Annotated in this window: 19 protein-coding genes; 7 read left to right on the forward strand and 12 right to left on the reverse strand. The window is 69.4% G+C overall.

The features are described 5' to 3' along the window. Positions 1-2: 2 nt before the first annotated feature. The gene (locus F0U60_RS44615; RefSeq protein WP_395809469.1) at positions 3-956 is read right to left on the reverse strand and encodes an alpha/beta hydrolase; all 954 of its coding nucleotides are present in this window, start codon (positions 954-956) and stop codon (positions 3-5) included. A gap of 188 nt (positions 957-1,144) precedes the next feature. On the opposite strand from F0U60_RS44615, the gene F0U60_RS44620 reads away from it, so the two are divergent. After that, positions 1,145-2,188 (forward strand): alpha/beta hydrolase family esterase, encoded by a 1,044-nt coding sequence (locus tag F0U60_RS44620; protein WP_395809471.1) that lies wholly within the window; start codon positions 1,145-1,147, stop codon positions 2,186-2,188. Between the two features lie 46 nt (positions 2,189-2,234). Here F0U60_RS44620 and F0U60_RS44625 read toward each other — a convergent pair whose 3' ends face one another. Next, positions 2,235-2,660, reverse strand: a complete 426-nt coding sequence (locus tag F0U60_RS44625; protein WP_395809473.1) for a hypothetical protein — start codon at positions 2,658-2,660, stop codon at positions 2,235-2,237. A gap of 229 nt (positions 2,661-2,889) precedes the next feature. On the opposite strand from F0U60_RS44625, the gene F0U60_RS44630 reads away from it, so the two are divergent. Together F0U60_RS44630 and F0U60_RS44635 are read left to right on the forward strand one after the other, a co-directional pair. After that, positions 2,890-4,056, forward strand: a complete 1,167-nt coding sequence (locus F0U60_RS44630; protein WP_395809475.1) for a hypothetical protein — start codon at positions 2,890-2,892, stop codon at positions 4,054-4,056. Beyond that, a complete protein-coding gene (locus F0U60_RS44635) occupies positions 4,053-4,805 on the forward strand; it encodes a carbohydrate deacetylase (protein WP_395809477.1) in 753 nt (250 codons plus the stop codon). The genes F0U60_RS44630 and F0U60_RS44635 overlap by 4 nt, the downstream gene beginning before the upstream one ends. Here F0U60_RS44635 and F0U60_RS44640 read toward each other — a convergent pair. Together F0U60_RS44640 and F0U60_RS44645 are read right to left on the reverse strand one after the other, a co-directional pair. Beyond that, positions 4,789-8,745 (reverse strand): SNF2-related protein, encoded by a 3,957-nt coding sequence (locus tag F0U60_RS44640; RefSeq protein ID WP_395809479.1) that lies wholly within the window; start codon positions 8,743-8,745, stop codon positions 4,789-4,791. The two genes, F0U60_RS44635 and F0U60_RS44640, sit on opposite strands and share 17 nt — an antisense overlap. 190 nt (positions 8,746-8,935) lie before the next feature. Next, entirely contained in the window at positions 8,936-9,553 is a 618-nt protein-coding gene (locus tag F0U60_RS44645) for a glutathione S-transferase family protein (RefSeq protein WP_395809481.1), read from the reverse strand. Positions 9,554-9,786: 233 nt separating this feature from the next. Here F0U60_RS44645 and F0U60_RS44650 point away from each other — a divergent pair, with 233 nt between their 5' ends. Next, the gene (locus F0U60_RS44650; RefSeq protein ID WP_395809483.1) at positions 9,787-11,583 is read left to right on the forward strand and encodes a carboxypeptidase regulatory-like domain-containing protein; all 1,797 of its coding nucleotides are present in this window, start codon (positions 9,787-9,789) and stop codon (positions 11,581-11,583) included. 220 nt (positions 11,584-11,803) lie between these two features. Here F0U60_RS44650 and F0U60_RS44655 read toward each other — a convergent pair whose 3' ends face one another. The 4 genes from F0U60_RS44655 to F0U60_RS44670 all read right to left on the reverse strand — a co-directional run bounded on the left by F0U60_RS44655 (position 11,804) and on the right by F0U60_RS44670 (position 20,442). Further along, positions 11,804-12,316 carry a bifunctional diaminohydroxyphosphoribosylaminopyrimidine deaminase/5-amino-6-(5-phosphoribosylamino)uracil reductase RibD gene (locus F0U60_RS44655; RefSeq protein ID WP_395809485.1) on the reverse strand — a complete coding sequence of 171 codons (513 nt, stop codon included), beginning with the start codon at positions 12,314-12,316 and terminating at the stop codon, positions 11,804-11,806. A 32-nt stretch (positions 12,317-12,348) separates the two neighbouring features. Beyond that, on the reverse strand, positions 12,349-13,812 hold the full coding sequence (locus tag F0U60_RS44660) for a glutamate synthase subunit beta (protein WP_395809487.1): 1,464 nt from the start codon (positions 13,810-13,812) through the stop codon (positions 12,349-12,351). A gap of 3 nt (positions 13,813-13,815) precedes the next feature. Continuing rightward, the gene (gene gltB, locus F0U60_RS44665; protein WP_395809489.1) at positions 13,816-18,372 is read right to left on the reverse strand and encodes a glutamate synthase large subunit; all 4,557 of its coding nucleotides are present in this window, start codon (positions 18,370-18,372) and stop codon (positions 13,816-13,818) included. 144 nt (positions 18,373-18,516) lie between these two features. Then, on the reverse strand, positions 18,517-20,442 hold the full coding sequence (locus tag F0U60_RS44670; RefSeq protein WP_395809491.1) for an ATP-binding protein: 1,926 nt from the start codon (positions 20,440-20,442) through the stop codon (positions 18,517-18,519). Between the two features lie 182 nt (positions 20,443-20,624). Between F0U60_RS44670 and queF the strand changes: the two genes are divergently transcribed. Continuing rightward, complete coding sequence (gene queF, locus F0U60_RS44675) at positions 20,625-21,032, forward strand: preQ(1) synthase (protein ID WP_395809493.1); 408 nt, start codon at positions 20,625-20,627, stop codon at positions 21,030-21,032. An 80-nt stretch (positions 21,033-21,112) separates the two neighbouring features. Here queF and F0U60_RS44680 read toward each other — a convergent pair whose 3' ends face one another. After that, positions 21,113-22,204, reverse strand: coding sequence for a serine/threonine-protein kinase (locus tag F0U60_RS44680; RefSeq protein ID WP_395809495.1), 1,092 nt, complete (start codon positions 22,202-22,204; stop codon positions 21,113-21,115). A gap of 138 nt (positions 22,205-22,342) precedes the next feature. Here F0U60_RS44680 and F0U60_RS44685 point away from each other — a divergent pair, with 138 nt between their 5' ends. Together F0U60_RS44685 and F0U60_RS44690 are read left to right on the forward strand one after the other, a co-directional pair. Then, positions 22,343-22,537: a hypothetical protein gene (locus F0U60_RS44685; protein ID WP_395809497.1), complete on the forward strand. Its 195-nt coding sequence runs from the start codon at positions 22,343-22,345 to the stop codon at positions 22,535-22,537. 25 nt (positions 22,538-22,562) lie between these two features. Further along, positions 22,563-23,714, forward strand: coding sequence for a phosphatidylserine/phosphatidylglycerophosphate/cardiolipin synthase family protein (locus F0U60_RS44690; protein WP_395809499.1), 1,152 nt, complete (start codon positions 22,563-22,565; stop codon positions 23,712-23,714). On the opposite strand, the gene F0U60_RS44695 is transcribed toward F0U60_RS44690, so the two are convergent. Genes F0U60_RS44695 through F0U60_RS44705 form a run of 3 tightly spaced genes read right to left on the reverse strand, consistent with a single transcriptional unit; the run spans position 23,680 to position 26,718 of the window. Further along, positions 23,680-24,054, reverse strand: coding sequence for a response regulator (locus F0U60_RS44695; protein WP_395809501.1), 375 nt, complete (start codon positions 24,052-24,054; stop codon positions 23,680-23,682). The two genes, F0U60_RS44690 and F0U60_RS44695, sit on opposite strands and share 35 nt — an antisense overlap. Next, positions 24,051-25,646, reverse strand: a complete 1,596-nt coding sequence (locus tag F0U60_RS44700) for an RAD55 family ATPase (RefSeq protein WP_395809503.1) — start codon at positions 25,644-25,646, stop codon at positions 24,051-24,053. Before F0U60_RS44700 ends, F0U60_RS44695 begins: the two co-directional genes overlap by 4 nt. Beyond that, complete coding sequence (locus F0U60_RS44705) at positions 25,639-26,718, reverse strand: sensor histidine kinase (RefSeq protein WP_395809505.1); 1,080 nt, start codon at positions 26,716-26,718, stop codon at positions 25,639-25,641. Before F0U60_RS44705 ends, F0U60_RS44700 begins: the two co-directional genes overlap by 8 nt. Between the last annotated feature and the right edge of the window lie 137 nt (positions 26,719-26,855).

Consider the following 26,855-nt stretch of genomic DNA (forward strand, 5'->3'; position numbering starts at 1 on the left):
GACTAACGGCTGGGAGGAAGCACGCCGAATCTGCGAAGCGTGGTGGGATCTTGCTCGGACGCTGCGGCCCGCGCGCCCTCGAGGTGGGTACGCAGCCCGCGAATCGCAGCATCCTCCGGGGCCTCGCCTTCCTCCGCGCGACGAAGCGCCGCTCCGAGCCACACGAACGCCTCCCGGAGCCGCGGCACCACGGAGGGCCCCACGTGATCCGCGCCGCGCACCAGGTGGTACTCGTGCGAGATGTCGAGGTCCCAGAGCACCCGATGGATGAACTCCGCGACGTCATGTGCGTTGAGTGCGTCCGCGTCTCCCGCTTCCAGGTAGATCGCCAGGCCGTGCTCAAGGATGGCTCGCGCGTTGTCCCGAGCGCGTACGGCCGGATTGTTCGCCTCAAAGAGCGCGGGATTCCTCTTCGGCCCAACGAGCTCCTCCGGCCCCCCTCCGATGAAATAGAGGTGGTTGCGCTCGCCCGCGTCCGTCGCGCGAAAACCCGGCTCCGTGATCGGCTGAAGCGCCGCGACCGCTCCGAAGGTCTCGGGATGCTGGAATGCGATCTTCAGACTTCCGTACCCGCCCATCGAGATGCCCAGGAGCGCCGTGGAGGCCCTGTCGGGCCGGACCTTGTAGGTAGCGCGCAGGTGCCTCGGGAAGTCCTCGGAGAGGAAGCGCTCCCAGCGATAGCGGCCGTCCGGATGGTCGAGGTAGTAGCTGAACTCGCCCACCGTCGCGCACGCCAGCACCACCGGCGGTGCACTGCCCATACTCCAGCACTGCTCGAACACCGACCTGGCCTCGACGAGCGTCTGCCGTGAGCCGCCACCTCCGTACAGGAAGAGCACGAGCGGATACGGCCCCCCAGAGTCGTAGCCAGGCGGGAGCAACACGGCGTACGGAACTCCACCCTCGCGAGCGAAATCCACGGCCAGCTCACCCAGCTCGATGCGTGACGGATTCATGGTACGGAAGGGTACCGAACCGAACCGCTCGCGGTCGTGCCCGGAAAGCGCGCTCTGTCAGGTGCTCGCCCATGCGGGATGGGTGAACGATGCGGACGAGGAGATGCGTTCACTGGCGACTCAAATCCCAGAGAAGGCGGCCTCACTCGCTGACGCGTGAGCCCTGGAGAATTAGAGCTGATGGAATCATGAGCACTCGCCCCTTCTCATTGAACGCACTCAGTGCCGCCACGCTGCTGTTCACTGTCGCGGCCTGTTCCGACTCCGAGCCAGAGACCACTCCGCCGCCCCAAGCTCCGAACTATGGCCCCCCCTCTGCGCCTGCCCCCGCGCCGCTCCCGGAACGCACCTCGTGCACCGGGCTCAATGTAGGCGCCGGCACCTACGACTGGACGCTCACGCACCAGGGGCGCACCCGGCTCTATCGAGTCTTCGTTCCCACGGGCTACAACTCGACGAGGCCTACCCCCGCGGTGTTCTCCTTCCACGGCTTTGGCTCCAACGAGCAGGAGCAAGAGGGACTGAGCCGGATGTCCGAGCAGGCCAATGCCCAGGGCTTCATCGCAGTGTATCCCCGCGGCCTGAATCAGACGGAGCTCACCGGCGCCACGGACCCTCGCTACGAGGACACGCGCAGTTGGAACGCGGGCGTGTGCTGTGGACCAGCGCAGATCTCCCGCGTGGACGACGTCAGTTTCGTGGACGCGATACTCGCGGAGCTGGACACGCGCGTGTGTCTGGACACGAAGCGCATCTACGCCACCGGTCTCTCCAACGGAGGCTTCTTCTCCTACCGGCTCGCCTGCGAGCGCGCGGGGCAGTTCGCGGCGATTGCCCCCGTGGCCGGCATGGAGGGCTATTCCCCGTGTGAGCCCGTACGTCCGGTCTCGGTGATGCACTTCCACGGCACGGACGACCAGACCATCCTCTACCGGGGCGGAGATAACATCCTCTTCGGTGGTCCCTACCCGTCCGCACGCGACTCGGTGGAGCGCTGGGCGCGGAGGGACCTCTGCACCGGTAGCACCGTCAACACCTACGCACAGGGTGACAGCTCCTGCGAAACGTACGACACGTGCAACCAGAACACGTCCGTCACGCTCTGCACCGTCCAGGGCGGCGGCCACACCTGGCCTGGAGGGCTCGTTCCGCCGCACCTCGGCTACACCACGCAGGACCTCGATGCGACCCGGGAGATGTGGCGCTTCTTCTTCGACCACCCGCGTCCCTGACGAGCCGCTGAGCAGGGTGTCCGCGTTCCAGACGTCGTTCAACTCCTCATCTTTGAGCGGCGAGAATGCGGCGCCCAGCCACATCGATGGCGTAGGTCGCCTCCATATCCAGGACTGGATCACCCTTTTCACAAATCTTGGGGCGCAGGGTGATTCGGACGAACATCGTCCCTTCGGGTCCCGGTGAGGCAATCACTTCGTAGGACTCTCGTTGGTGGAGGCACACTTCCTCCTCGGTCGCTCCCCGGTGGGGCTTCACATCCAGAGGAAGAAAATCATCCAGGGCGAGTTGCATCGCCGTGGCCATGGCACCCGAAATCGTGGTTCGGGTCTCTTTGGGTAGGTCGAGCGGAAATTGGACACGCGCGGCCTCTTCCGGTGGCGCATAAGCAGGCCGCTTGTGCCACGGAAACTGAAAAAGCGCGCACCCTGGCAGCACGAGGAAGAGCGGCAGTAGCAGCTTGCGCTTCATGGAAACTCCCATTCGTTCACAAGGGTTGGCGGAGAAGCCGCCCGCGTCAATTTCGTTCGGTGCTCTTGCTCAACGGCAGTGACAATGTCGGACTCCATCAGGCGCGCGATCTTTCGTACTCCAGGCGATGGCTCCTGCGGTGGAAGGCATGGTCGCCCGACGCCTCTTGTCCGAGGGACAGGTGGCCTCCAGCGTTGAGGTGGGTACCCACACGCGGGAGGGATGCGTCATGACCACGAAACTCGAGCGGCACGGGAGGCCCCGGGTCTCCTGCCTCCCTACCCTGCTGATGCTCGGGGCCCTGATGCCCGGTCTGGCCCTGGCCGCCGAATTCCGCAGCGGTGACGTCGTGCAGATAGGCCCCCAGGAGGTCATCAACGAGGATCTCTATGCCTTCGGCCGCGTCGTGAACATCCAGGGCACCGTGCGGGGCGATCTCATCGCCGCGGGCGAGCAGGTGGACATCTCCGGCACCATCGAGGGGGATGTGATGTCCGCCTCCGCGAGAAGCCGGATCTCCAGCCCGGTGCGCGGCAGCCTCCGGGCCGCGAGCAGTGAGCTCCTCGTGAGCGGACCCGTGGGTGAGGACGCCATACTCGCCGCCGGCAACCTGCGACTCACCCCCAAGGCCCAGGTGGGCAGGGACCTCTACCTGGCCTCCGGTGATGCCCACGTCAACGCCCCGGTGATGGGCGAGCTGAGCGCTGCCGCGGGGACACTCACGCTCTCGGCGCCGGTGGGCCAGGACGTGCGGGCGGAGGTGGGCACGTTGCGACTCAACGAGGGCGCACGCATCGGCGGCAACCTGAGCTACCGCAGCGAGCGGGACGCGCAGATGGCCTCCGGTGCCGTCGTGGCCGGCACGGTGGAACGATTCGATCCCGAGCGCGCCCGGGGCCGGGGCCCCTTCCTGGGCCTCTACTTCTGGGCTCGCTCGCTCATCGGGCTGTTCGCGCTGGGGCTGCTGCTCGTGCTCCTCTCTCCCAACTTCGCGCGCCGCGCGCCCGCGATGCTGCGCCAGCAACCCCTGCCCAGCCTCGGCTGGGGCGCCGCGCTCTTCGTGGGCATCCCCATCGTCGCCGCCTTCGTCTTCCTCGTGGGCCTGCTGCTCGGAGGTTGGTGGATCGGCCTCTTCATCCTCGCCCTCTATGCCCTCGCCATCGCCCTGTGCTTCCCCGTGGTGGGCATGCTCATCGGCCGATGGCTGCTCGAACGCTTCCACAAGACGGGGGCCCACCTCGGGGTGGCGCTGCTCGTGGGACTCGTCCTGCTGACGCTGGTGGGGCTCGTCCCCGTACTGGGTGGGCTCGTCGCCCTGGTCACCATCCTGTTTGGATTGGGAGCACTCCTCCTCACCGTGGTGCAGAGCCGCCAGCCCACCGAGGCCCGCGTGTGAACCTTCCGGGGCGAGCCCTCATCATCAACGCCGACGACCTGGGATACGACCCGGCCGTCACCCGCGGCATCCTCCGCGCCATGCAGGAGGGCATCGTCTCCTCGGCCACCTTGATGGTGAACACGCCCTACTCCGAGACCGCGGCGCACGAGGCCCGAGGGCTGTCGCTCGGCCTGCACTTCAACCTCTCCCACGGCCTTCCTGTGTGGGCCGCGTTTCCCAGCCACTTCCTCCGGAATGGGTCCCTCTCGGAGCCACTTGCCCAGCACCTGACGCCGGACGTGGTGGAGGCGGAGGCACTCGCCCAGTTGGAGCGGTTGGACACGCTGCTCGGCCAGCCGGCCACGCACGTGGACGTGCACAAACGCCTGCACCGCCACCCCGGTGTGCTCGAGGGCCTGGCACGAGCCGCCCACGTGGCCCTGCTGCCCGTGCGCTCCCTGGACGCGGACATGCGCCGCGTGCTGCGGGCCCACGGCGTGCCCAGCAACGACCACTTCATCGGCGAAGCGGGGGCAGAGGCCTACTGGACGCTGGAGCGCCTGGAGCAGCACCTCGCCACGCTCCCCGAGGAGGGCATCACCGAGCTGATGTGTCACCCGGGCTATACGCCCGAGGCGGTGAAGAGCGGCTATGCCCGCCAACGAGAGGTGGAGCTGGCCACCTTCCTCCACCCGCGGGCCCGCCTGGCGCTCACGCGGCTCGGGTTGAAGCCCACCGACTTCCGCGTCCTCACGCGTGCCGGGTAGCCTCGGTCCGTTTCAGGTGCGCCCGGGTCAGCGGCTCGGGACGTGGAGCCTCGGAGTCGGACTCCTCCTCGGGCCCGTGGCGCAGCAGCGAGAGGAGCTGCTCGGTGGAGAGCGCCGCCGCTCCATCCGCCTCGGACAGGAGGCTGCTGGCCAGGTCGCGCTTCTCCTCGTGCAGCGCGAGGATGGCCTCCTCGATGGTGCCCTCGGAGATGAGGCGCGTCACCGTGACGGGCTTCGTCTGGCCAATGCGGTGGGCCCGATCCGTGGCCTGGTCCTCGGCCGCCGGGTTCCACCAGGGGTCCAGGTGGAGGACGTGGTCCGCCGCGGTGAGGTTGAGCCCCGTGCCTCCCGCCTTCAGCGAGATGAGGAAGACATCGCCCTCGCCCCGCTGGAAGGCCACCACCCGCGCCTCGCGCTCGGCCGCGGGCGTCTGCCCGTCCAGGTACTGCAGCGGCACGCCGCGAGCCTCCAGCGCCTCACGCACCAGCGCCAGGTGCTTGACGAACTGGCTGAACACGAGCGCCCGACCGCCCTCGGCGCGCACGGTGTCCAGCACCTCCAGCAGGCGCTCCAACTTCGAGGAGGACAGCGGCGAGTCCGCGTCCACCAACCTCGGGTGGCAGGCCGCGAGCCGCAGCCGGGTGAGCGCCGCCAGCACCTCGAAGCGCTTCTTCGGGCCCCGCGCCGCCTCCAACCGAGCCAGCGCCGCCAGCCGCGTGTCTTCGTACAGCTCGCGCTCGCTCTCCGAGAGGGTGACGGGCACCACCGTCTCCACACGCGGTGGCAGCTCGCGCGCCACCTCTCCCTTCGTGCGCCGCAGCAGGAAGGGCCGCACCAGCCGCGCCAGCGCCGCACGGGACTGAGGATCTCTCATGCGCTCGATGGGGACGACAAAGCGCTCGCGGAAGGACTCGCGGCTGCCCAGCAGCCCTGGGAAGACGAGCCGGTAGAGGCTCCACAGCTCCGACAGTCGGTTCTCCACCGGCGTGCCCGAGAGCGCCAGGCGCGCCTGAGCGTTCAGCGCCCGCACCGCCTTCGCCCGGGCGGTATCGGGATTCTTCACGGCCTGGGCCTCGTCCAGTACCAGCGTGGCGAAGGACACGGCGGCGAAGCGCTCGGCCTCGCGCATCAACAGCGTGTAGCTCACCACCACCACGTCCCCGGCGCCCAGGCCGGAGAGCAGCGACTCCCGCTCCGCCTCGCGGTAGGCATGCACCTTCAGCGAGGGAGCGAAGCGCGCCGCCTCTCGCAGCCAGTTGAAGCACACCGAGGTAGGCGCCACCACCAACGCCGGGCCCTCCTCCGCGCGGTGCAGCAGCAGCGCGAGCGCCTGCAGCGTCTTGCCCAACCCCATGTCGTCCGCGAGGCACCCGCCCCCACCCCAGGCCGCCAGCCGCGCCATCCAGACGAAGCCCACCCGCTGGTAGTCGCGCAGCTCGGCCTTCAAGCTCGCGGGCACCGGCACCTCCATCCGCTGCGCCTCGCGGATGCGTCCAGCCAGACGGAGCCAATCCGGAGGAGCCTGGACCTCCACTCCGGCATCGGCCAGCTCGTCCAGCACGGGCGCCGCCGCCGCCCCCACCTCCCACCGCCCACGCGAGGCATGCGCCACCTCCGCCAGGGGCGCGAGCCGCTCGCGCAGCGCCTCGGTGAGCCTCATCCAACGGCCGGGGGCCAGCGGCACATAGTGGTGCCCGCGCCGCAGCGCGTCCAGCAGCACGGCCAGCGCCACCCGCTCGCCCTCCACCTGCACGCCGCCCTCCACGCCGAACCAGTCCCGCTCCCGGCGCACCTGCACCTTGAGGCCCTGCGCGTCCGGCGAGCGCACCACGCTCCACGGCCGCTCCTCCCACTCCACGCGTAGGGTGGGGCCCACCAGGGGCTCCAGCCGCTCGAGGAACCCCAGCGCGGCCTCCGGCCCCTCCAGGGTGAAGCGGGCGTGCGCGTCCACCGGCAGCGCCAGCCGCTCCAGCAGCGCGCCCGCCTCGGTGCGCTCGGCCTCGAGGTCCCTGCGTGTCCGTACCCGCTCACTCCCTCTCACGCCCCGGACGACCTCGGCGCCCTCTCCTGGCACCAGCGGTGGGGCCTCAGGCAGGGGCCGCACGAGCAACGCGCCCGCCAGGGACTCCGTGCCCGTGGGCCGCAGACGCAACAGCAGCCCGGGCTCGGCCGGCACCTCGCGTCCCTCGAGGGAGGGTGGCAGCGACACGGGGAAGGCCGACTCCACCCCCCCCAGATGGCGCAGCAGCTCTCCGCGCACTGCCTCCGGCAGCCTCCCTCCATGGGACACCACGAACTCCAGCACCGCGAGCGCCTCAGGAGACACGGACACCAGCGACAGCCGCGGCACCTCGGGCTCCAAGTAGAGCCACGGCCCCGGCACCTGCTTCTGCACCAGCTCACGCCAGATGCTCGGCGACACCGGCGTGCCCTCCACAGCGGGACGCACCTCCAAGCCCGCCTCCGCCTCCTCAAACACGAAGCCAAGCGGCGCCTCGCGCACCCGCAGCGGCTGCCCTGGCAACGACTCGTGCACCAGACGGGAGCTGCGCGCCAACAGCCGCAGGGCCTGGGCGAGAAGCCGGCGACGATCCTCCGCGCTGAACTGCTGGGGCAGCATGCGGCACAACTGGAAGGCCTCCACCTCTTCGGGCGAGGAGAGGACAGCCAGGGCCTCACTCTCCTCATAGGGCGACATGGGCGACCCCTTGGACCAGCCACCCCGCTTGAGTGGCCGGTGGAGATAGGGCCGCAGGCGTGGCTCCCCCTCGTTCATCCCCTCCAATCGGAAGGACACGGAGAGGGTGGGCTCTCGGGCTTCCTGACGGGTTCGCGCCAGCTGTTGGGCCTTCTCCAGCGCGAGGAGGAACTTCTGGCCCGGGACCACGAAGAGGCGCTCGGCAAGCTCCGCGTTCTCGTGCTTCCGCCCCATATCCCCCAGCGAACCGAGCAGCCAATCCACCGCCGAGAGCGCGTGGACACAGTACGAAGGTGCCGGGCCACAGACCGAACAGCTGATGGCGTCTTCGCCCTCGAGCACCCGCGGCAGGTCCAGCTGCACGCATTGGCGGTGGAGGTGGCCATGGGTCCGGGACGGACTGCCCGCCACCGGCATCTCGTGGGCATGCACCACGACGGGCTTGTCCTGCGAAGGGAAGAGAAGCTGGACCCCCGCCTCGGAGAGAAGTCGGGGAAACGCGTGCTCCCGCACACGGGCGCGCAACGTCCGGAGCGCCTGGACAAGAGGCACGAGGCGCGCATCGGTGGGGGGCCGCGAGCCGGCCTGGCGCTCCCACTCGAGCCCCTGGCGAACCCGCTTCACCTCCTGGTTGGCCAACGTCCAGGCAGCCCGTTCCAGCGTGGAGAGAATGGAGACGGAGTGCACCAGGGACGCGGGCACCTTCCCCTCCAGCAACGAGACGACAGGCAGGTGATCGATGGAGGACAGCCTGTGGATGACGCTGAAGCCCCGCGGGAGGAAGGGATCCAACTCGGAGATGGGGACGTGGCGCAGATGGGTGACGTGGTGCGTCTCCAGCCACTGCTGCACATCCTCAGGGTTGCGAGGCACCCCGGAGGAGGAGCCTGACGGGGGGAGCTTGGGCTCGGGGGAGATGCGCTCCAGAAGCGCCAGCCCGAGCGCCACCGCGTGCTCACAAACGCCGGACTCGAGGAAGAGAACGCATCGGCAGTCGAGCTCCAGACCCTCCTCGTCGGCGGAAACCCGCACAGGGAGAAGCACACCACCGCGGCCTCGCACCTCGCCCTTCAGGGTGTCGGCCTTCACCTCCCACCGAAGCACTCGACCCTTGGTCACCAGCGAATGGGCCTTGGCGTACAACTCATCCCCCGCCACCTCGCGGAGCTCTACCCGCTTGAGCCAACGCCCCAACCTGGGTCCGAGCTGAGGAGACGACTTCTCAAGTGGTTCCTGTGACATGACCTCCAAGATAACCTCGGCGAACGCATTTGTCCGCTACCGCGTGGAGGAACTCGCGGTTGGAGGGCCCTCGACCGTGGGAGCATGCACCCCACCCGGGAGGTCTCACCCGTGGACTCGGTGCGGGTGCGGCCTGCCCCGAGGCAGCCGGAGGGAGCTCACGGCCCTCCGGCCACCGGAGCGAAGACAGCTAGCCGTTCACCTTCTTCCACGAGGGACGGGTGCTGATGCGCTGCCACCACGACTTCACGAACGGACGCTCGGTGATGAGGGTGCCGTGCGGGGTGGCCGAGAGGTACTGCAGGTACGGCAGCCAGGAGATGTCCGCGAGCGAGAACGTGTCACCCGCGAGGTAGGCCTGCGACATGAGGGCCCGGTCGACGACATCGAGGACCTTGCCCGTCTCGCCCCGGGCCTTGAACACCTTGTCCATGTCGGGCGTGCCACCGCGCATGGGAGTGAAGACCAGTTCCCTGACGATGGTCATGCAGGGCGAGGTGAAATAGGACTGCTCGACGCTGATCCACTGCTCCATGCGGCCGAGGGAAGGAGCGTCGCCCGGGGTGAGTTTGGGTCCCGGCAGCTTCGCGTCGAGGTAGCGGATGATGGCGCGGGACTCGTACATGGTGAAGCCGTCATCCTCGAGGAAGGGGACGACGCCGAAGGGGTGCTTCGCCAGGTAGTCGGGCGACTTCTGCTGGCCCTTGAAGAGGTCGATCGAAACGAACTCGGCCTCGCGGCCCTTCTCGGCGAGCGTGGTGAGGACCTTGCGGGTGCAGGTGCTGCCCGGATGACCATAGAGCTTCATGACTGTTCCTCCGTGGGGTTGAAGCGGCGCGAGGCTATAAAAGCCGTCCCGTCCGTGCGCTAGCCTTCTGCGCCATGGACCGGAAGCGCACAGTCTGGCTGCTCATCGTTGTGCTGGTGCTCGTGGGTGGACTGCTCCTCATGCTCCGTGGGGGATGGGAACCGACGCCCGATGGCCCGCGAGCAAGTGCAGCAGTGGCCGCCAAGCCGACGCCCGCCCGCGCCGGAACACACTTGTCACCGAAGCCGGAGTCCCCGCACGCCGCGACCGCCCTCCCCTCGCGCCTGGTGCCCGCCACGTACGCCGAGGCGCCAGCCGAGTCGCGGGGCTCCTTCGAGGGCCTCGTCATCTCGGCCACGACGGGAGAGGGCGTTTCGAGCGCCGAGCTGACCTTCGCCGGACCGGGAGGCGCCACGTCCACGCGCACGGAGGCCAGCGGACGGTTCCGCTTCGTCCCTCCCACAGCGGGCACGTGGCTGCTCGCGGTGGTGACAGCACAGGGGTACCTGCCCTTCGGCCCCGAGTGGGGACAGAGCCCCATCCGCTTCACGGCGGTGCCCGGCCAGCGCATCTCGGACATCGTGCTCGCCCTGACGCCCGAGGTGGAGCTGCTGGGCCGGGTGGAGGACCCGGACGGACAGCCCGTCCCTGGAGCGCAGGTGCGCGTACTGACGGGCCGGGGCGGCGAGTCGGTGCTCTTCCCCACGTCGGACCACTTCACGTCCGATGCGCGCGGGGAGTTCCGCTTCCGTGCCCCCGAAGGCGCCAGCGTGGAGGCTCGCCACCCGGCCTACAGCTCCGCCCGAGCCGAGGTGACGCCCTCGGCCGTGCTGGCGCGTCGCCTGGTCTTGAAGCTGAGCAAGCGCGAGAGCGACCCAGGCGCGCCCCACGGCGAGTCCCTTGCGGGGCGTGTGGTGGACGGCAGCGGAACGGCCGTGCCCCAGGCCCTGGTGTCCGTGAGCTCCGCCGCGAGCGCATGGCCTCGCAGGTATGGCGATGAGCTCGGGTACGAGACGCTGACGGACGCGGAGGGCCGCTTCATCCTCGAGGGCCTGGAGCCAGGGACCTACGACGTCACCGCCAGGTCGATGGGACTCGCGCCCGACGAGCTCCGGGATGTGACGGCAGGCCGGAAGGATCTGGTGCTGACACTCGCGACGGGGACGAAGCTGGTGGGCACGGTACGAGACACGGCCACGGGCAAGCCGCTGCCCTCCTTCACCCTGGCCGTGTTCACGAAGCGAGGGCCCCTGCAACGAGACGTCTTCACGCAGCACTCGTTCATCAACGCCCAGGGCCGTTACGAGGTGGCCGGAGTGCCGACCGGGAGCTATGTGCTCCAGGCGGCCGCGTCCGGCTACGCGCCTTCCGAGGCGAACGTCGAGGTACCGCAAGGAGCCTCGGGACCGGTGACGACGGACCTCTCACTCGCGCGTGGGGCGAAGATGGCGGGGCGCGTGGTGGAGGAGGGCTCGGGCCTCCCGCTGGAGCGCGCACGCATCTCCGTCGAGGGCGTGGGAACAGGAGAAGGAGCGCTGTCTCTGCGCTACGACGCCCTCACGGATGCACGGGGCGACTTCACACTGGACGGGTTGCCGCCGGGCGAGCTGTCCCTGTTCGTCTCCGCCGATGGGCACCACAGCCGAGTCCTCTCCGGCATCACCGTGCGCGGAGACACCGCGCCCCCGCTGACCATCGAGCTGCGGAAGACGGACGAGGGCGAGGAGCCGCAGATCGAGCTGGTGGGCATCGGAGCGGTGCTCGCCCCGCGAGAGGACGCGCTGGTGCTGGGCGAGGTCGCACCGGGCGGAGGCGCGGCCGAGGCGGGGCTCGTCACGGGCGACAGCATCGTGCACATCGACGGGCGCCCCGTGGTGGAAATGGGCTTCGCGAACGCCGTCCAGCGCATCCGAGGCCCTGAGGGCAGCCGGCTGGTGCTCGGCGTGCGCAAGGCCTCGGCGACGGGCACAGGTGGAAGCGCCACGCCTGTCGTGGACATCCCCGTGACGCGGCGGCGCCTCCTCCGCTAATCCCCTTCAGGAAAATCCGCGAAGGGACGCCCTGAGAACATTTCCCCTCTCCCCCTGGGAGAGGGACGGGGTGAGGGTATCGGGTGAACTCGGGTTGACCCCCCTGTCCACACTGGGGGCCACGGGTTGAAGAACGGGCTCGGCTACCCTCACCCCGACCCTCTCCCGAGGGGAGAGGGAGTATCAATTCCCTGAAGGAGATGAGGCCGCGCCCGACCGGTCACCCGTGGCCCGGTCCAACTCGGGAGAGCCACCCGGCAAGGTACGAGCGCACCTCCTCGTGGCAGACGCTCTCCGTGACCTCGATGCCCGCGGCGCGCAACTGGGCAACGCCCTGGCCGTTGACGCGCGGATGGGGATCTCGAATGCCGATGACGACGCGAGCGATTCCCCGGTCGATGATGGCCTGCGCGCAGGGCGGCGTACGTCCGAAGAAGCAGCAGGGCTCGACGGTCGAGTACAAGGTGCCTCCCCGCACCTCATGACCGCGCTGCTCCGCATCCAGGAAGGCGGAGGCCTCGGCGTGCGGCTGATAGGGAGGCTGTGTGTACCCGGAGCCCACAACGCGCCCGTCCACGACGATGACGCACCCCACGTAGGGATTGTCACCGGTATGGCCCTTGGCCTGCTCGCCGAGCTCGATGGCGAGCCGCATCCAGGCCTCGTCCTTGGCGGCCGTGGCCGCCTCGGAAGCAGGACCTGGAAGCATGCTGCTGACAGGGGAAAGGGACATGGGGCTCGATTTAACCGACTCGAGACGAGACTTCAGCCGAAGGAGTAGTCCTTGCCCCGCGTCGGCAGGGCGGAGGGCTCCTGGGACAGGTACGCGTCGACGGCCTTCGCCGCCTCACGCCCGTCCGAGATGGCCCAGACGATGAGGCTCGCGCCCCGGCTCGCGTCGCCCGCGCAGAACACGCCGTCCACCGACGTGGCGAAGCTCGCGTCCACCAGCACATTGCCTCGCGGCGTGAGCTTCACGCCCAGGTCCTCCGCCAGCATCCCGGTGTCCGGCCCCGTGAAGCCCATGGCCAGCACCAGCAGGTCCACCTCGTAGACCGTCTCGGAACCGGGCACCTCCACCAGCCGGGGTGCTCCACCCGCCTCACGCTGCAGCTCCACCCGCACCGCGTGCAGCGCCTGGAGCCGTCCGTCCGTGCCGACCAGCTTCTTCGTCATCAGGCCGAACTCGCGCGTCCCACCCTCTTCCTGGCTCGACGAGGTACGGAAGATGAGCGGCCAGCGCGGCCACGGGTTGCCCTCGGCGCGCACCTTCGGGGGCGCGGGCATGAGCTCCACCTGCATGACATGGGCCGCGCCCTGGCGCAGCGCCGTGCCCAGGCAGTCCGAGCCCGTGTCGCCACCTCCGAGGATGAGCACCCGCTTGCCCGCCGCGTTCAGCCGGGGCTCGAGCTGGGCCAGTCCCGCGACTACCCGGTTCTGGTGCTCCAGGTAGTCCATGGCCTGCAACACGCCGGACAGCTCGCGTCCGGGCACCTCGAGCTCCCTCGCCTTCCTGGCCCCCATGGCCAGCACGACGGCGTCGTACTGCTCGCGCAGCGCGCGGAAGCCCGGCTCGCGGCCCACGTCCACGCCGCAGCGGAACTCCACGCCCTCGGCCTCCATCAGCTTCAGCCGGCGGTCCAGCACGGACTTCTCCAGCTTGAAGTCGGGAATCCCGTAGCGCAGCAGGCCCCCGGCCCGGTCATCCCGCTCGAACACGGTGACGCTGTGCCCCGCCTGGTTGAGCTGCGCCGCCGCGGCCATTCCCGCGGGCCCCGAGCCCACCACCGCCACGCGCTTGCCGGTGCGGCTCGCGGGCGGACGGGGACGCACCCAGCCCCCGGCGAAGGCCCGCTCGCTGATCTCCTTCTCCATCTGCTCGATGGTCACCGGATCCTGGTCGATGTTGAGGACGCAGGCGGCCTCGCACGGCGCCGGACACAGCCGGCCGGTGAACTCGGGGAAGTTGTTGGTGCCGCTCAGCGCGACGTAGGCCTCCTTCCACTTCCCCCGGTACACCGCGTCGTTGAAGTCGGGGATGGGATTGCCCAGCGGACAGCCCTGCTGACAGAAGGGCACGCCACAGTCCATACAGCGACCCGCCTGCCGCTTCGCCTCCTCGGCGGCCAGGGGCAGCACGAACTCGCGCGAGTCCCCCACCCGCTCGGACTTCTCCCGCTTGGGGGCGGGCACGCGCTTCCACTCCATGAAACCCGTTGTCTTGCCCATGGCTCAGCCCTCCCCTCCCACGACCTGCAGACGCGGCAGGGTGGCCGGAGGCGGCTTGCGGGCCGCCCGGCGCGCCTGGAGCACGCGCTTGTAGTCGGTGGGCATCACCTTCACGAACTGCGGCACCATCAGCTCCCAGTTGTCGAGCACCCGCCGCGCCAGCGCGCTCCCGGTGTGGTGCAGGTGCCGCTCAATCATCCCGTGCACGAGCCAGATCTCCGACTCGTCCACCAGCGACTCCAGCTCCACCATCTCCAGGTTGCACCGCTCGCGGAAGGAGCGCTCGCGGTCGAGCACGAAGGCGAGGCCTCCGCTCATGCCGGCGGCGAAGTTGCGCCCGGTGGGCCCGAGCACCACCACCACGCCACCCGTCATGTACTCGCAGCCGTGGTCACCCACGCCCTCCACGACGGCCTGGGCGCCGCTGTTGCGCACCGCGAAGCGTTCGCCCGCGAGTCCGCGCAGGTACACCTCGCCGGCCGTGGCACCGTAGAGGACGGTGTTGCCCACGAGCACGTTGTCCTCGGGAACGAAGCGGCTGTCCGAGGGCGGGTAGACGATGATGCGCCCGCCGGAGAGCCCCTTGCCGAGGTAGTCGTTGGAGTCGCCCTCCAGCTCCAGCGTCACGCCGCTGGCGAGGAACGCGCCAAAGCTCTGTCCCGCCGAGCCCTGCAGCCGGATGCGCAGCTGCCCGTCCGGCAGACCCCGCGCCCCGTACCGCTGGGCAATCGCGCCGGAGAGCATGGCCCCCACGGCGCGGTGCGTGTTGCTCACCGGCCGCACCAGGAGCGTGGGCGCCCCGCCCTCCAGCGTGGCCTTCGCGTGCTGGAGCAGATCATGGTCCAGGTGGTCCGACACGTCCTTGTTCTGCGGCGAGTCGCAGCGCCGGGCCTCGGTCGAGGAGGCAGCAGGCGCCACGAGCAGAGCGGAGAGATCCACCCGCTTCGCCTTCCAGTGGTCCGCGGAGGGACGCTGCCGCAGCAGCTCCACCCGGCCCACCAGCTCGTCCAGCCGGCGCACGCCCAGGGCCGCCATCTGCTTCCGCAGATCCTCGGCCACCATGTAGAAGAAGTTCACCACGTGCTCGGGCTTGCCGTGGAAGCGCTCGCGCAGCCCCGCGTCCTGCGTGGCGATACCCACCGAGCAGGTATTGAGGTGGCACTTGCGCAGCATGATGCACCCGAGCGCGATGAGGCTCGCGGTGGCCATGCCGAACTCCTCGGCGCCCAGCAGCGTGGCGATGAGCACGTCCCGAGCGGTGCGCAGGCCTCCGTCCACCTGCACCCGGATACGCCCACGCAGGCCGTTGTGCACCAGCACCTGCTGCGCCTCCGCGAGGCCCAGCTCCCACGGCAGACCCGCGTGCTTGATGCTGGAGAGCGGCGAGGCGCCCGTGCCACCTTCGTAGCCGGAGATGACCACGCACCCCGCGCCGGCCTTGGCCACGCCCGCGGCGATGGTGCCCACGCCCACCTCGCTCACCAGCTTCACGCTCACCCGCGCCGTCGGGTTCACCGCCTGCAGGTCATAGATGAGCTGCGCCAGGTCCTCGATGGAGTAGATGTCGTGGTGCGGCGGCGGGGAGATGAGCGTCACGCCCGGCGTGGACCAGCGCACGCGAGCAATCCGCTCGTCCACCTTGTGGCCGGGGAGCTGTCCACCCTCGCCCGGCTTGGCGCCCTGGGCCATCTTGATTTGCAGCTCGGCCGCGTTGACCAGGTACTCGGTGGTGACACCGAAGCGCGCGCTGGCCACCTGCTTGATGGCACTGCGCCGCATGTCTCCGTTCTCGTCCGGCAGGTAGCGGCGCGACTCCTCGCCACCCTCGCCGCTGTTGGAGCGCCCGCCAATGCGGTTCATCGCGATGGCCAGCGTCTCGTGAGCCTCGGCGCTGATGGAGCCGAAGGACATGGCGCCGGTGACGAAACGCTGGACGATCTGCGACGCCGGCTCCACCTCTTCCAGGGGCACGGGGGTACGACCCTCCGTCACCACCTCCAGGAGCCCGCGCAGGTTGCAGTGCTCGCGCGACTCGTCGTCCGCGAGCTTCGAGTACTCAGCGAAGAGCGCGGCGTCATTGGTGCGCGCCGCCTGCTGCAGCTTGGCGATGGTGGCCGGGTTCCACTTGTGCATCTCGCCCCGGCGGCGCCACTGGTACTGGCCGCCCACGGGGAGCTGCTCCACCTCGTGCTCCGCCGCCTCGCCGAAGCCCCGCGAGTGCCGCTCCTGGACCTCGCGGCCCAGCTCCGACAGGCCCACCCCCTCCACGCGCGAGGGCGTCCCGGTGAAGTGACGCTCCACCAGCCGGCGATCCAAGCCCACCGCCTCGAAGAGCTGCGAGCCACGGTACGACTGCAGCGTGGAGATGCCCATCTTGGACATCACCTTGAGCAGGCCCTCCTCCACGGCGTGGATGAAGTTCTCCTGCGCCTTCTCATGGTCCACCGGCAGCTCGCCCGCCTCCGCCAGGGCGCGCAGCGTGTCCAGCGCCAGGTACGGGTTCACCGCGGAGACGCCGTAGCCGAAGAGACACGCGAAGTGGTGCACCTCGCGCGCCTCGGCCGTCTCCAGCACCAGGCCCGTGTACATGCGGATGCCGTCGCGCACCAGCCGCTGGTGCACTGCGGACACGGCCAGCAGCGAGGGGATGGGAGCATGGACCGCGTCCACGCCTCGGTCGCTCAGCACGAGGATGCTGGCGCCCGCGTCCACCGCCTCCACGGCCCCGGTACACAACCGCTCCAGCGCCGCATCCAGCGCGTCCTGCCCCCCGGCCACCGGGTACAGCAGGCTCAGCCGGTGCGTCTCGAAGACGCCCTCGTTGCTGATGGCGGCCAGCTTCGCGAGCTGCCCGTTGGTGAGGATGGGGCCCGGCAGCGACAGCCGGTGGCACTGGTCCGGCGTCTCCTCGAAGGTGTTGCCCTCGGGGCCCAGGCCGGTGGCCAGCGTCATCACCAGCGACTCGCGGATGGGGTCGATGGGCGGGTTGGTCACCTGCGCGAAGAGCTGGTGGAAGTAGTTGAAGAGCGTGGGCGCCTGGTCGCTGAGCACCGCCAGGGGCGTGTCCGTGCCCATGGAGCCCACCGGCTCCTTGCCCGTCTCGCCCATGGGCTTGAGCAACAACCGCACGTCCTCGTCCGAGTAGCCGAAGGCGCGCTGCAGCCGCCACAGCTCCTCGCCCCCCAGCCGCGTCGGCGCGGGCACCGTGGGGAGGTCATCGAAGGTGAAGACGTTGTGCTCCAGCCAGCGCCGGTAGGGCCAGCGCGTGGTGATGTCGCTCTTCACCTCCTCGTCCTCGAGGATGCGGCCCTCGAGCGTGTCCACCAGCAGCATGCGGCCCGGGGTGAGGCGGCCCTTGCGGCGCACCGCCGAGGCCGGCACGTCGATGACGCCCGTCTCCGAGGCGAGGATGATGCGATCGTCCTCCGTGACGAGGTAGCGCGCGGGGCGCAGGCCGTTGCGGTCCAGCGTGGCGCCGATGAGCTGCCCGTCCGAGAAGGCGATGGCGGCCGGCCCGTCCCACGGCTCCAGCAGCGAGCTGGAGTACTCGTAGAAGGCGCGCCGCTCGTCGCTCATGAGCGTGTGACCCTCCCACGCCTCGGGGATCATCATCATCATGGCGTGGGGGAGCTGGCGCCCGCCCAGACACAGCAGTTCCACCATGTTGTCGAACTGCGCCGAGTCGCTCTTGCCCGGGACGATGATGGGGAAGAGGGGCTCTAGACTGCCGCCGAACTTGGCCGACTGAAGCAACCCCCTTCGGGCGTTCATCCAGTTGCGGTTGCCCCGCAGCGTGTTGATTTCGCCGTTGTGCGCGATGTAGCGGAACGGCTGGGCCAGCTCCCACGTCGGGAAGGTGTTGGTGGAGAAGCGCGAGTGCACCAGGCCCAGCGCGCTCACGAACTCGGGGTGCTGCAGGTCCACGTAGAAGCGCGGCAGCTGCCGGGGCAGGAGCAGGCCCTTGTAGATGAGCGTCTCCGCCGAGAAGCTGGCCACGTGGAACTGGCCTTCCGGATCCAACCCGCGCTCGTTGATGCGCCGCTCGGCCAGCTTGCGGATGCGGAACAGCTTGCGCTCGAAGGCGCTGGGCACCACGCGACGCCGGGCCACGAAGAACTGCCGGATGACGGGCGCTCCCTCGCGGGCCAGCCGGCCGAGGAACGAGGGCTCCACCGGCACGTCGCGCCAGCCGAGCACGCGCTGGCCCTCGTCGGCGGCCACCTGCTCCAGCACGGACTCACAGGCGATCCGCGCCTCCGCGTCCGAGGGCAGGAACACCATGCCCACGCCATACTGACGGCGCGGCGGCAGCGGGAAGCCCAGGCGCTCGCGCTCGAAGAAACGGTGGGGGAGCTGCACGAGGATGCCGGCGCCATCGCCCGTCTCGGGGTCCTTGCCCGCCGCGGCCCGGTGGCTCAGCCGGTTGAGCAGCTCCAGTGCGTCCTCAACGATGCCGCGCGATTTCTCGCCCCGGATGTGGGCCACAAAGCCCACACCACAGGCATCGTGCTCGGTGTCTGGTTCGTACAGCCCATAGCGGCCCGGAACTCGGTCCGACATCAGCGCTCCCCTTCGCGGCGGGTACATCCCGTTTGACGCGGAGAGTCTAGTGCGATGGGCCTTTCGCTGTAAGCAGATCTAGCACCCCCGGCCGTCCGCAAGCGCCAGGAGCGGACAGGGAAGCAGGGGCTTTGGAAGCGACGATCAAGAAGGCATGGAAGAATCCGCTGGGACTCCCTCCAGGTGCTTAACAGAAGAGGCGCGCTCGTGGGCACGGGCGCGCTCCTCGGGGTAGGTGAGCATGGCGCGCACCGCGGCGAGCAGCTCCGCCTCCCGATAGGGCCTCGAGCACAGCGCGTAGTCGGGCTGGGCCCAGGCAGGCCGTGTGGCACCCGCCAGCACGATGGGGATGGGCCGAGCGCGCGGCAGCTCCGCGAAGGCCGCCAGGAAGATGCCCAGCTGCGTGGGCGCGGCGCTCGCCGACAGCAGCACCAGGTCCACGGGCAGGAACGAGGCCCGGCGCAGCCCCTCCACCCCCTCCTGCGCGGTGAGCACCTCGAAGCCCTCGGCGCGCAGCACGCGCTCGGCCACCTGCTCGTGCGAGGGATCCTCGTCGAGCAGCAGCACCCGGCGCGGCAGCCGCCGCACCTCGTTCACGGTCATCCGCGGCAGTCCCAGGCTGAAGGTGGAGCCCTGGCCCTCGGCGCTCGAGAGCGACAGCGAGCCTCCGTGCAGCCGTGCGATGGAGTGGCTGATGAAGAGCCCCAGCCCCAATCCACCGAAGTGGCGGTGCGAGGAGTTCGCCGCTCGGTAGAAGCGCTGGAAGAGCCGCGTCTGGTCCGGCACGGGAATCCCAATGCCCCGGTCCCTCACGTGGATGCGGGCCTCGCTGGACAGCGACTCCACCTCGACGGAGATGGGCTCGCCTGTCGGGCTGTACTTGTGCGCGTTCTCCAGCAGGTTGACGAGCACCTGCTCCAACCTGTCGCGATCCCCCTGCACCCAGAGGCGCTCGCTCGGCACGGTCAGGGTGAAGGGGCGCTCGAAGGCGTGGCGGAACTGGTCCACCACCTCCGCCACCAGGTGGCCCACCTCCAGCGGCGCGGGCTGCAGCGACAGCCGGCCCAGCTCCAACCGTGAGACATCCAGCAGGTCATTCACCAACCCCGCGAGCCGCTCCACCTGTCGCTTGGACTTCATCACGCTGGAGAGCTCCACGGGCTGGCCCTGCACAAGGCGGCGCTCCATGGAGTAGAGCGTCAGCTTGAGCGGGGTGAGAGGCGTCTTCAGCTCGTGCGAGGCGATGGACATGAACTCCTCGCGCACCCGCAGGGCCGCCTGGGCCTCACGCAACAGACGCGCGTTCTCCACCGTCACCGCCACCTGTCCGGCCGCGGCACTCCACAAGTCCAATTCGCGCAAGGAGAAGGAGGTGCCCTGCTCCTTATAAAGGACGAGCAGCCCCAGGGCGCGCTTCTGGGACAGCAGCGGCACCGCCGCGAAGATGGAGCCCACGGCATCGCCATAGCCGCGCTGCACGCCAATCTGCGGCTGCCGGGTAATGAGTGCCGCCTCGAAGGAGTCGGCATGGTTCTCGAGCGCGTCCTCGGGGGAGTCCACGCTGGCCAGGTCCGACACCGCCACGCGGCGCAGGGGCTGGCCCTCCTCGGCGAGGTACACCTCGGCGCGACGCACCTGGGCACAGCGCACCACGGCCAGCACCGCGGCCTTGCACACGCTGTCCACGTCCAGCGTCTCGCCCACCTCGCGGGCAATCTCCTGAAGGGCCTGGGCGAAGGCGAGGTCGTCATCCGCACCGGAGGGCTCGAAGAAGAGCCAGGCGCCAGGCGCCGAGCCCGGGCGGCTCGGACGGGCTTGGACACGCACCTGCTTGAGCCCCGAGGTAATGACGTGGCCCGAGTGCCCGCGACCCTCGCGCAGGGCACGCTCCAGGGCATCCCGGCCCCAACCCCCCTCCAGGGCCGACAGCACCAGCTCTCCCACCTGGAGGGACACCCCCGTCTTGGAGGCGAAGTCCGGCTCCACCCACTCCACACGCAGGTCCGGTCCGAGCCGCACCACGGCCTGGGGGACGCACGCGAGGATGTCCTGGAAATCGGGTGGAAGCATGAGGGGCTAGGCACTGGAGTTACGCCCACCGGCCGGATCACACAAGACGCCCCCCCTCCGCCTGCTCCCCCCTGGACATAGGGGGCGTTGGGGGCAAGACAGCAGGGGCGCCCTGCGGGGGGGAGAGCGTTCACCACTGAGAGGCTGCAATCCGCCCTGTGTGTGTTAGACGACACCCCGCTATGCCTTCCCAGCCTTCCAAGGACCTGCAGACCTTCCCGAACCCCGCGCCGGATCGGGACTACGAGATTGCCTTCGACGTGCCAGAGTTCACGTGCCTCTGCCCGCTGACCGGGCAGCCGGACTTCGCGAAGTTCAAGATTCGCTACGTGCCGGATCAGCTGTGCGTGGAGCTGAAGAGCCTGAAGCTCTACATGTGGGCGTACCGGAACGAGGGCGCCTTCCACGAGAAGGTGACCAACACGATCGCCGACGACATCGTGCGCGCCATCCAGCCGCGGAAGCTGACGGTGGAGGGAGACTTCTTCGTGCGCGGCGGTATCGGGACGCTCGTGACGGTGACGCACGAGAAGAAGGGCAAGGGCGCGAAGCCGGCGGCGAAGAAGAACGCCCCCGCGCGCCGCAAGTAGTCGCCCGTGTACGCCCCCTCTCCCTCTGGGAGAGGGCTGGGGTGAGGGTATGTGGGCCCAGAGGTGGGCCCAGAGGTGCGTCAGCGGGTGGTCAGCTGCCGCACAAGCCCCATCCAATAGGGTTGGGTCAAAAGAATCCCCGTCCCGAGCGCCCCCGCGACGGCGAGGAACGCCACAACCCAGCGGACCCACGCCTGCGGCAGCTTGAGCTGCTTATCGAAGACGTCGACGACGCGCAGCTCCTCCTGAGTGAGGTGGGCGAGCGCCTCCGTCTCGGTGAGCTTGTTCCGGTGGCGCAGGAAGCCCACGAGGAGGGCCTCGTAGGACATGCCCACGCGCTGAGTGAGGAACGCCTCCAGCTCGCGGCGCATGGCGGCGGCGTTGGCGAAGCGATCCTGGGGCCGTACCTCGAGGGCGCGCTTGACGATGTCCGTGAGCTGCTTGGGCAGGTGGGGGGCTGCCTTGTGCAGCGGGGTGTACTCGCCGTCGCGAATGCGGGCGAAGACCTCGCCGGCGTTGCGGCCCAGGAAGGGGCGAGTGCCCGAGAGCGCCTCATAGAGCAGCACCCCGAGCGCGAACAGGTCCGTGCGCCCGTCCACGGGCGCGCCCGTCACCTGCTCGGGAGACATGTACGAGGGCGTCCCCACCGCCATGCCCTGTGCGGTGAGGGCCTCCAGGCCCACGTCCTTGGCCACGCCGAAGTCCATCAGCTTCACGTCGCCGGCCTTGGTGAGCATCACGTTGGCGGGCTTGAGGTCGCGGTGGATGATGCGGCGGAAGTGGGCGTGCTCCAGCGCGTCGGCGATGCGCGCCCCTACGGCGGCACCTACCTCGGGTGCCAGCGGCCCCTCCTTGATGAGCTCGTGCAGGGTGGGCCCATCCACGTACTCCATCACCATGAAGAGGACGTCGTTCTTCTCCACCAGGTCATACAGGGTGACGATGTTCTGGTGGCGGAAGGCGGCGAGCGCGAGCGCCTCGCGGCGGAAGCGTGACACGGCCTCCTTGTCCCGGACGGGGTCCGCGAGCATCTCTTTGATGGCGACCTCGCGCTGCAACATCTCATGCAGCCCCCGGTACACTTGGGCCATGCCGCCCCGGCCCAGCTCGCCGAGCACACGGTAGGCGCCTATCTTCCGATGTCTGACAACGGGCTTCTCGGTGGAGGGCACGAACGGGAGGCTACCGATTTGCTCGCGAGGCGTCGATACGCCCGGAGTGCAGACAGCCGGACGGTAGAAATCGCTATTTACGACATTCACAAGAAGTGAGAGGACCCTCCGCCAGGCTCCCGGTAGGCTGCGCGCGCTATGAAGAAGCTCATTCTCCTCATTCCCGCCCTCCTCATCGCCTCGCCTGGCTGCATCTACGTCCGGGAGACCCGGCACGTGACCCATCATCAGAAGAAGAAGAAGGAGCGCAACTGCCACCCCAGCCAGTATTGGGACGGGGACCAGTGCCGCCACAAGGGCAAGGGCAAGGGCGCGCGGAAGCACGACGACTGACGCCCGGTCGTCTCCCAGGACTCGAATGGAATCCCCGGCCCGACAGACCCTCACCCCGGCCCTCTCCCAGGGGGAGAGGGAGTGGCTGTCCGCGGAGGCCCGGGGGCAGCGCATCACCCTGCTCGACGGTGGTGCCGAGGCCTACCCACGCATGCTGGAGGCCATCGGCGCGTCCACCCGGCGCGTCCACCTGGAGGTCTACGCCTTCGAGCGCGAGGGCGTGGGCACGCGCTTCGTCGCCGCGCTCACCGCCGCGGCCCTGCGGGGCGTGGAGGTGAAGGTCATCGTCGACGGCTGGGGCTCCATTGGCGAGAGCCGCACGCTGGCGGGCACCCTGCGCGCAGCCGGCATCAAGGTCCGCATCCACAACCCCCTCACCTCCATCTTCCTCGGCCGCTTCTGGCGCAACCACCGAAAGATCCTCCTGGTGGACGACGCGGTGGCCTTCCTCGGGGGCATCAACATCGGGGACCACTACGCCGCCGAGGAGGGACGGCCGGGGTGGGCGGACCTGGCGCTGGAGCTGCGAGGCGACATCTGCGCGAGGCTGGGCGCGAAGCTCACCGCCGGAGCCTCCACGCTGGTGGCAGGGCCGGTGAGCATCCTCCTGTCCGGCTTCGGGGGCGGGCGGCGCCTGCGGGCGCGCTACCTGGCGGCCCTCAAGAACGCACGAAGCAAGGTGGTGTTGGCCCACGCCTACTTCCTGCCGGACACGGGCTTCGTACGGGCCCTCCGGCGCGCGGCACTGCGCGGTGTAGAGGTCCACCTGCTGCTGGCCGGCCGCAGCGACGTCCCCTTCGCTCGCGCGGCCACCATGCGCCTGTACCGCACCCTGCTGCGCTCGGGCGTGCACATCCACGAATGGACAGCCACCACCCTGCACGCCAAGGCGGCGGTGGTGGATGGAGAGCGCCTGCTGGTGGGCAGCTTCAACCTGGACCCGCTCTCGCTGGTGAACCTGGAGACGCTGGTGGAGGTGGAGGACACGGCCGTCGCCGCCCAGGCCACCCGCTGGATGGAGCGGCACGTGAGCGGCGCGCGGCCGGTGGGCCTGGAGGACTGCGCGCGCTCGGGCCTGCAGCGCTGGTTGCTGGACGTGGTGGGGCTCGCGGTGGCTCGCTTCTCCGAGCGCATCGCCAGCTTCATCGGCTCCCGTCGGATGCGCCGCCAGACATAACCCGGGCCACCGCGCTCAAGAGTTGCTCGAGCCGGAAGGGCTTCCTCAGGACGGCCTGCCAGAGGCGCGGCTCCCCGGAGCGTGGCGGCATCTCGCTCATGAGGATGACGGGCACCCCGTCCAGGCCAGGCATCTTTCGTATCTGCTCGAGCGCCTGCACCCCGGAGAGGATGGGCATCATCACGTCCATGACGACGACATCCGGGCGGTGCTCGCGCAAGCGCGCCAGCGCATCCCGTCCGTTGCCACAGACGAAGACCTCGTACCCCTCGTCCCGCAGCACGTCCGCCACCACCTGCTGCACGTCGAACTCGTCCTCGACAACCAGAATGGAGGTCACCGCCCACCTCCGCCGCCTCGACCCTTGCCCCCGGTACGCCTCACCTTCTTCAACGCCTTCTTGAGCGGCCCCGGCCCTCCCTTCTTCTTGCGAGCCGCCTTGCCATCTCCATTCCCACCGCGCAGCCGCGCTTGCCCGCTGAGGATGGACTCCGCGCTCTCGAAGGAGTCGGCCACATCGATGCCCTCGCGGGAGATGCGGAACTCGCGCAGTGAGGTGTCATAGCGGCTCTCCCGCATCTTCATGATGGAGAGCAGCCGGTAGATTTGAGAGCGCAGCTCCAGGTAGCGCAGCAGGATGACCGTCTCCACCACGTTGGCCAGCTCGGGCGTGGGCAGGTTGAGCTGGGGCTGGAAGAGCTCCAGCTCGTCGGTCATGACGGTGGTGACGTCCAGCGAGCGCAGCTGGTTGGTGAGCGCCGAGAGGAAGCGGGGGATGCGGTCCGGGTACACCGCCGCCGCGCGGAAGCCCTCCGCTCCGTCGATGAACAGGCGCCGGCGCTCCTTCTGCTCCTGGGATTTCAACCCCTCCAGCAGCTGCTCCGCCAGCGAGTCCATGAAGTGCTCCAGCGGAGGCTGCCAGATGAGCTCGATGCTGCCGTCCTTCACGTACCGCTCGAGGGGGATGCCCACATCCTCCGCCTTCTCGATGAGGCGAGGGGGCGGCTCGTAGAACCCGAAGTAGGTGCCGTGCTGGCCCTGCCGGGCCCCCTCCACCAGGAAGGAGAGTCCCAGCAATGTCTTGCCCGTGCCCGGCGAGCCCAGCAGCGCCGTGGTGGAGCCCGAGGGCAGTCCCCCATCGAGCATCTCGTCCAGCCGCGGGAGGCCGAAGCCCATGCGGACGCGCTGCTCACGCGCGTTCTCCGGCGGCTTGCTGAACTGAATCTCCGTGCGCGGGTGGATGACCATGCCGTCGTCGGTGATCTCCACCTCGTGGCGGCCCCGGAGGTAGTCGCTGCCGCGGAACTTGTGCACCGTCAGCTCGCGCACCGCCCGGGGACCGATGAGCTTGTCGGACAGCTCGATGACCCCATCCACCAGGGCGTTCTCCACGTGCGAGCGCTCGCGCACGTTGGAGATGAGCAGCGTGGTGCAGCCCAGCATGTTGGCGAGCGCCTGGAGCGAGTGCACGAACTCCCGGTAGGCCTGTGGGCTGGTGGCGAACTGCTCCGCGCTCTCCATGCCGTCCATGACGAAGAGCGTGGCCTGGCGATCGCGCAGGGTGCGGCGGATGAGCTCCAGCAACCCGCTGAAGCCCTCGTCTCGCACCATCTGGTAGCCGCTGACGTAGTAGAGCCGGTCGGGGATGTACTCCGGCTTGAAGAAGCTCAGCCCGGAGAGGTGCGCCACCATCTTCGCGTGTGACTCGATGAGCAGCGTCATGTAGACGCACCGCCCGTCGCTGTTGTCGATGTGGTTGCAGCACAGCTGGTTGGCGAAGATGGTCTTCCCGCCGCCCGGCGGCCCCATCAGTGCATAGGTGCCGCCCTGCTTGAGGCCACCCTTGAGGATGAAGTCCAGGCGAGGGATGCCGCTCTTGACGCGCCCCTCACCCGCCTGCTCCTCCGAACCGCCCGTCTCGGACTCACTCATACTCCCCCTCCGTGACCTCCAGAGGCAGACGCAACGTGAAACAGGAACCGCCGCCGTCCCGCCCCATGACGCCCACCGAGCCCCCATGGGCCCGGGCAATCTCCCGGACGATGTACAGGCCGAGCCCCAGGCTCTCCACCCGGTGACCGGACGCGGCGCGCTCGAACGGGTTGAAGATGCGCTCGCGGTCGCCCTCCGGCACGCCGATGCCCCGATCCTCCACCCGGAGGGACACCGCACCGTCGCGCGCCTCGGCCCGGACCGTGATGGGCCCGCCGGCGCCGTACTTGATGGCGTTGGTGATGAGGTTGCTGAGCGCCTGCTCCACGCGCAGCCGGTCCCAGTGGACCTCCACCTGGGGACAGTCCTCCACCGTCAGCTCCGAGCCCACCTGGCGGGCCTGCTCGACGAAGCGCTCGCCCACCTCGCGCACCAGGCCACCGAGCTCGAAGCGCTCACGGTCCAGCACGAAGCGGTTGTTGCGGGCCCGGCTCACGTCGAGCAGGTTCTGCACCAGCACGCCCAGCCGGCGCACCTGTCGCAGGGCGGGCTCCAGCCGCTCGGCCAGCACGGAGCCGGGGAGACTCCCCTCGCGGTGAGCCCCTCGCTGCAACCGCTCCAACACGAGCTGGAGCACCGTGATGGGGGACTTGAGCTCGTGCGAGGCGACGGACAGGAAGGTGTCGCGAGCCCCGAGCGCCCGTAGCAGGTCGGACTCCGCGCGCAACCACTGCGTCACGTCCTGGAAGGACATCGTCACCACGCCCGGTGAGCAGGAGCGGTCCAGGCGGGCATGCACCACGAAGGTCCGCTCTCCCTCTGGCCGAGCCCAGCGGAACAGCACGCCCTCCAGGGGCTCGCCCCGCGCGGCCCGCTTCACCGGATGCTGCTCGGAGGGGAGCGGCGAGCCCTCCTGATTCACGAGGGTGCTGCGGCCGGTGACCTCGAGAATGAAGGGGAACTGCCGAGCCGCCGCGTTGGCGAACAGCACCCGCGCGGTCCCCTCTTCGACTCGCAGAGTGGGCACGGCGAGGAAGTCGAGGACCCTCTCCTGCCCTGGCTGCTCGGACACGCCCGTCTCCCTTTCCACCCGTACAGCAAAAACGGATGGGGCCCGCGGCACCCGATGTCGCATGGTGATCGCAGTCACCCAAGATGGGCCGCAGGGTCAAGGACGGCAACCGCAGGGAGAGACCGGGGTCGCCCCTG

Origin of the sequence: Archangium minus, assembly GCF_044360475.1 — a bacterium.
Taxonomy (GTDB): domain Bacteria; phylum Myxococcota; class Myxococcia; order Myxococcales; family Myxococcaceae; genus Archangium; species Archangium minus.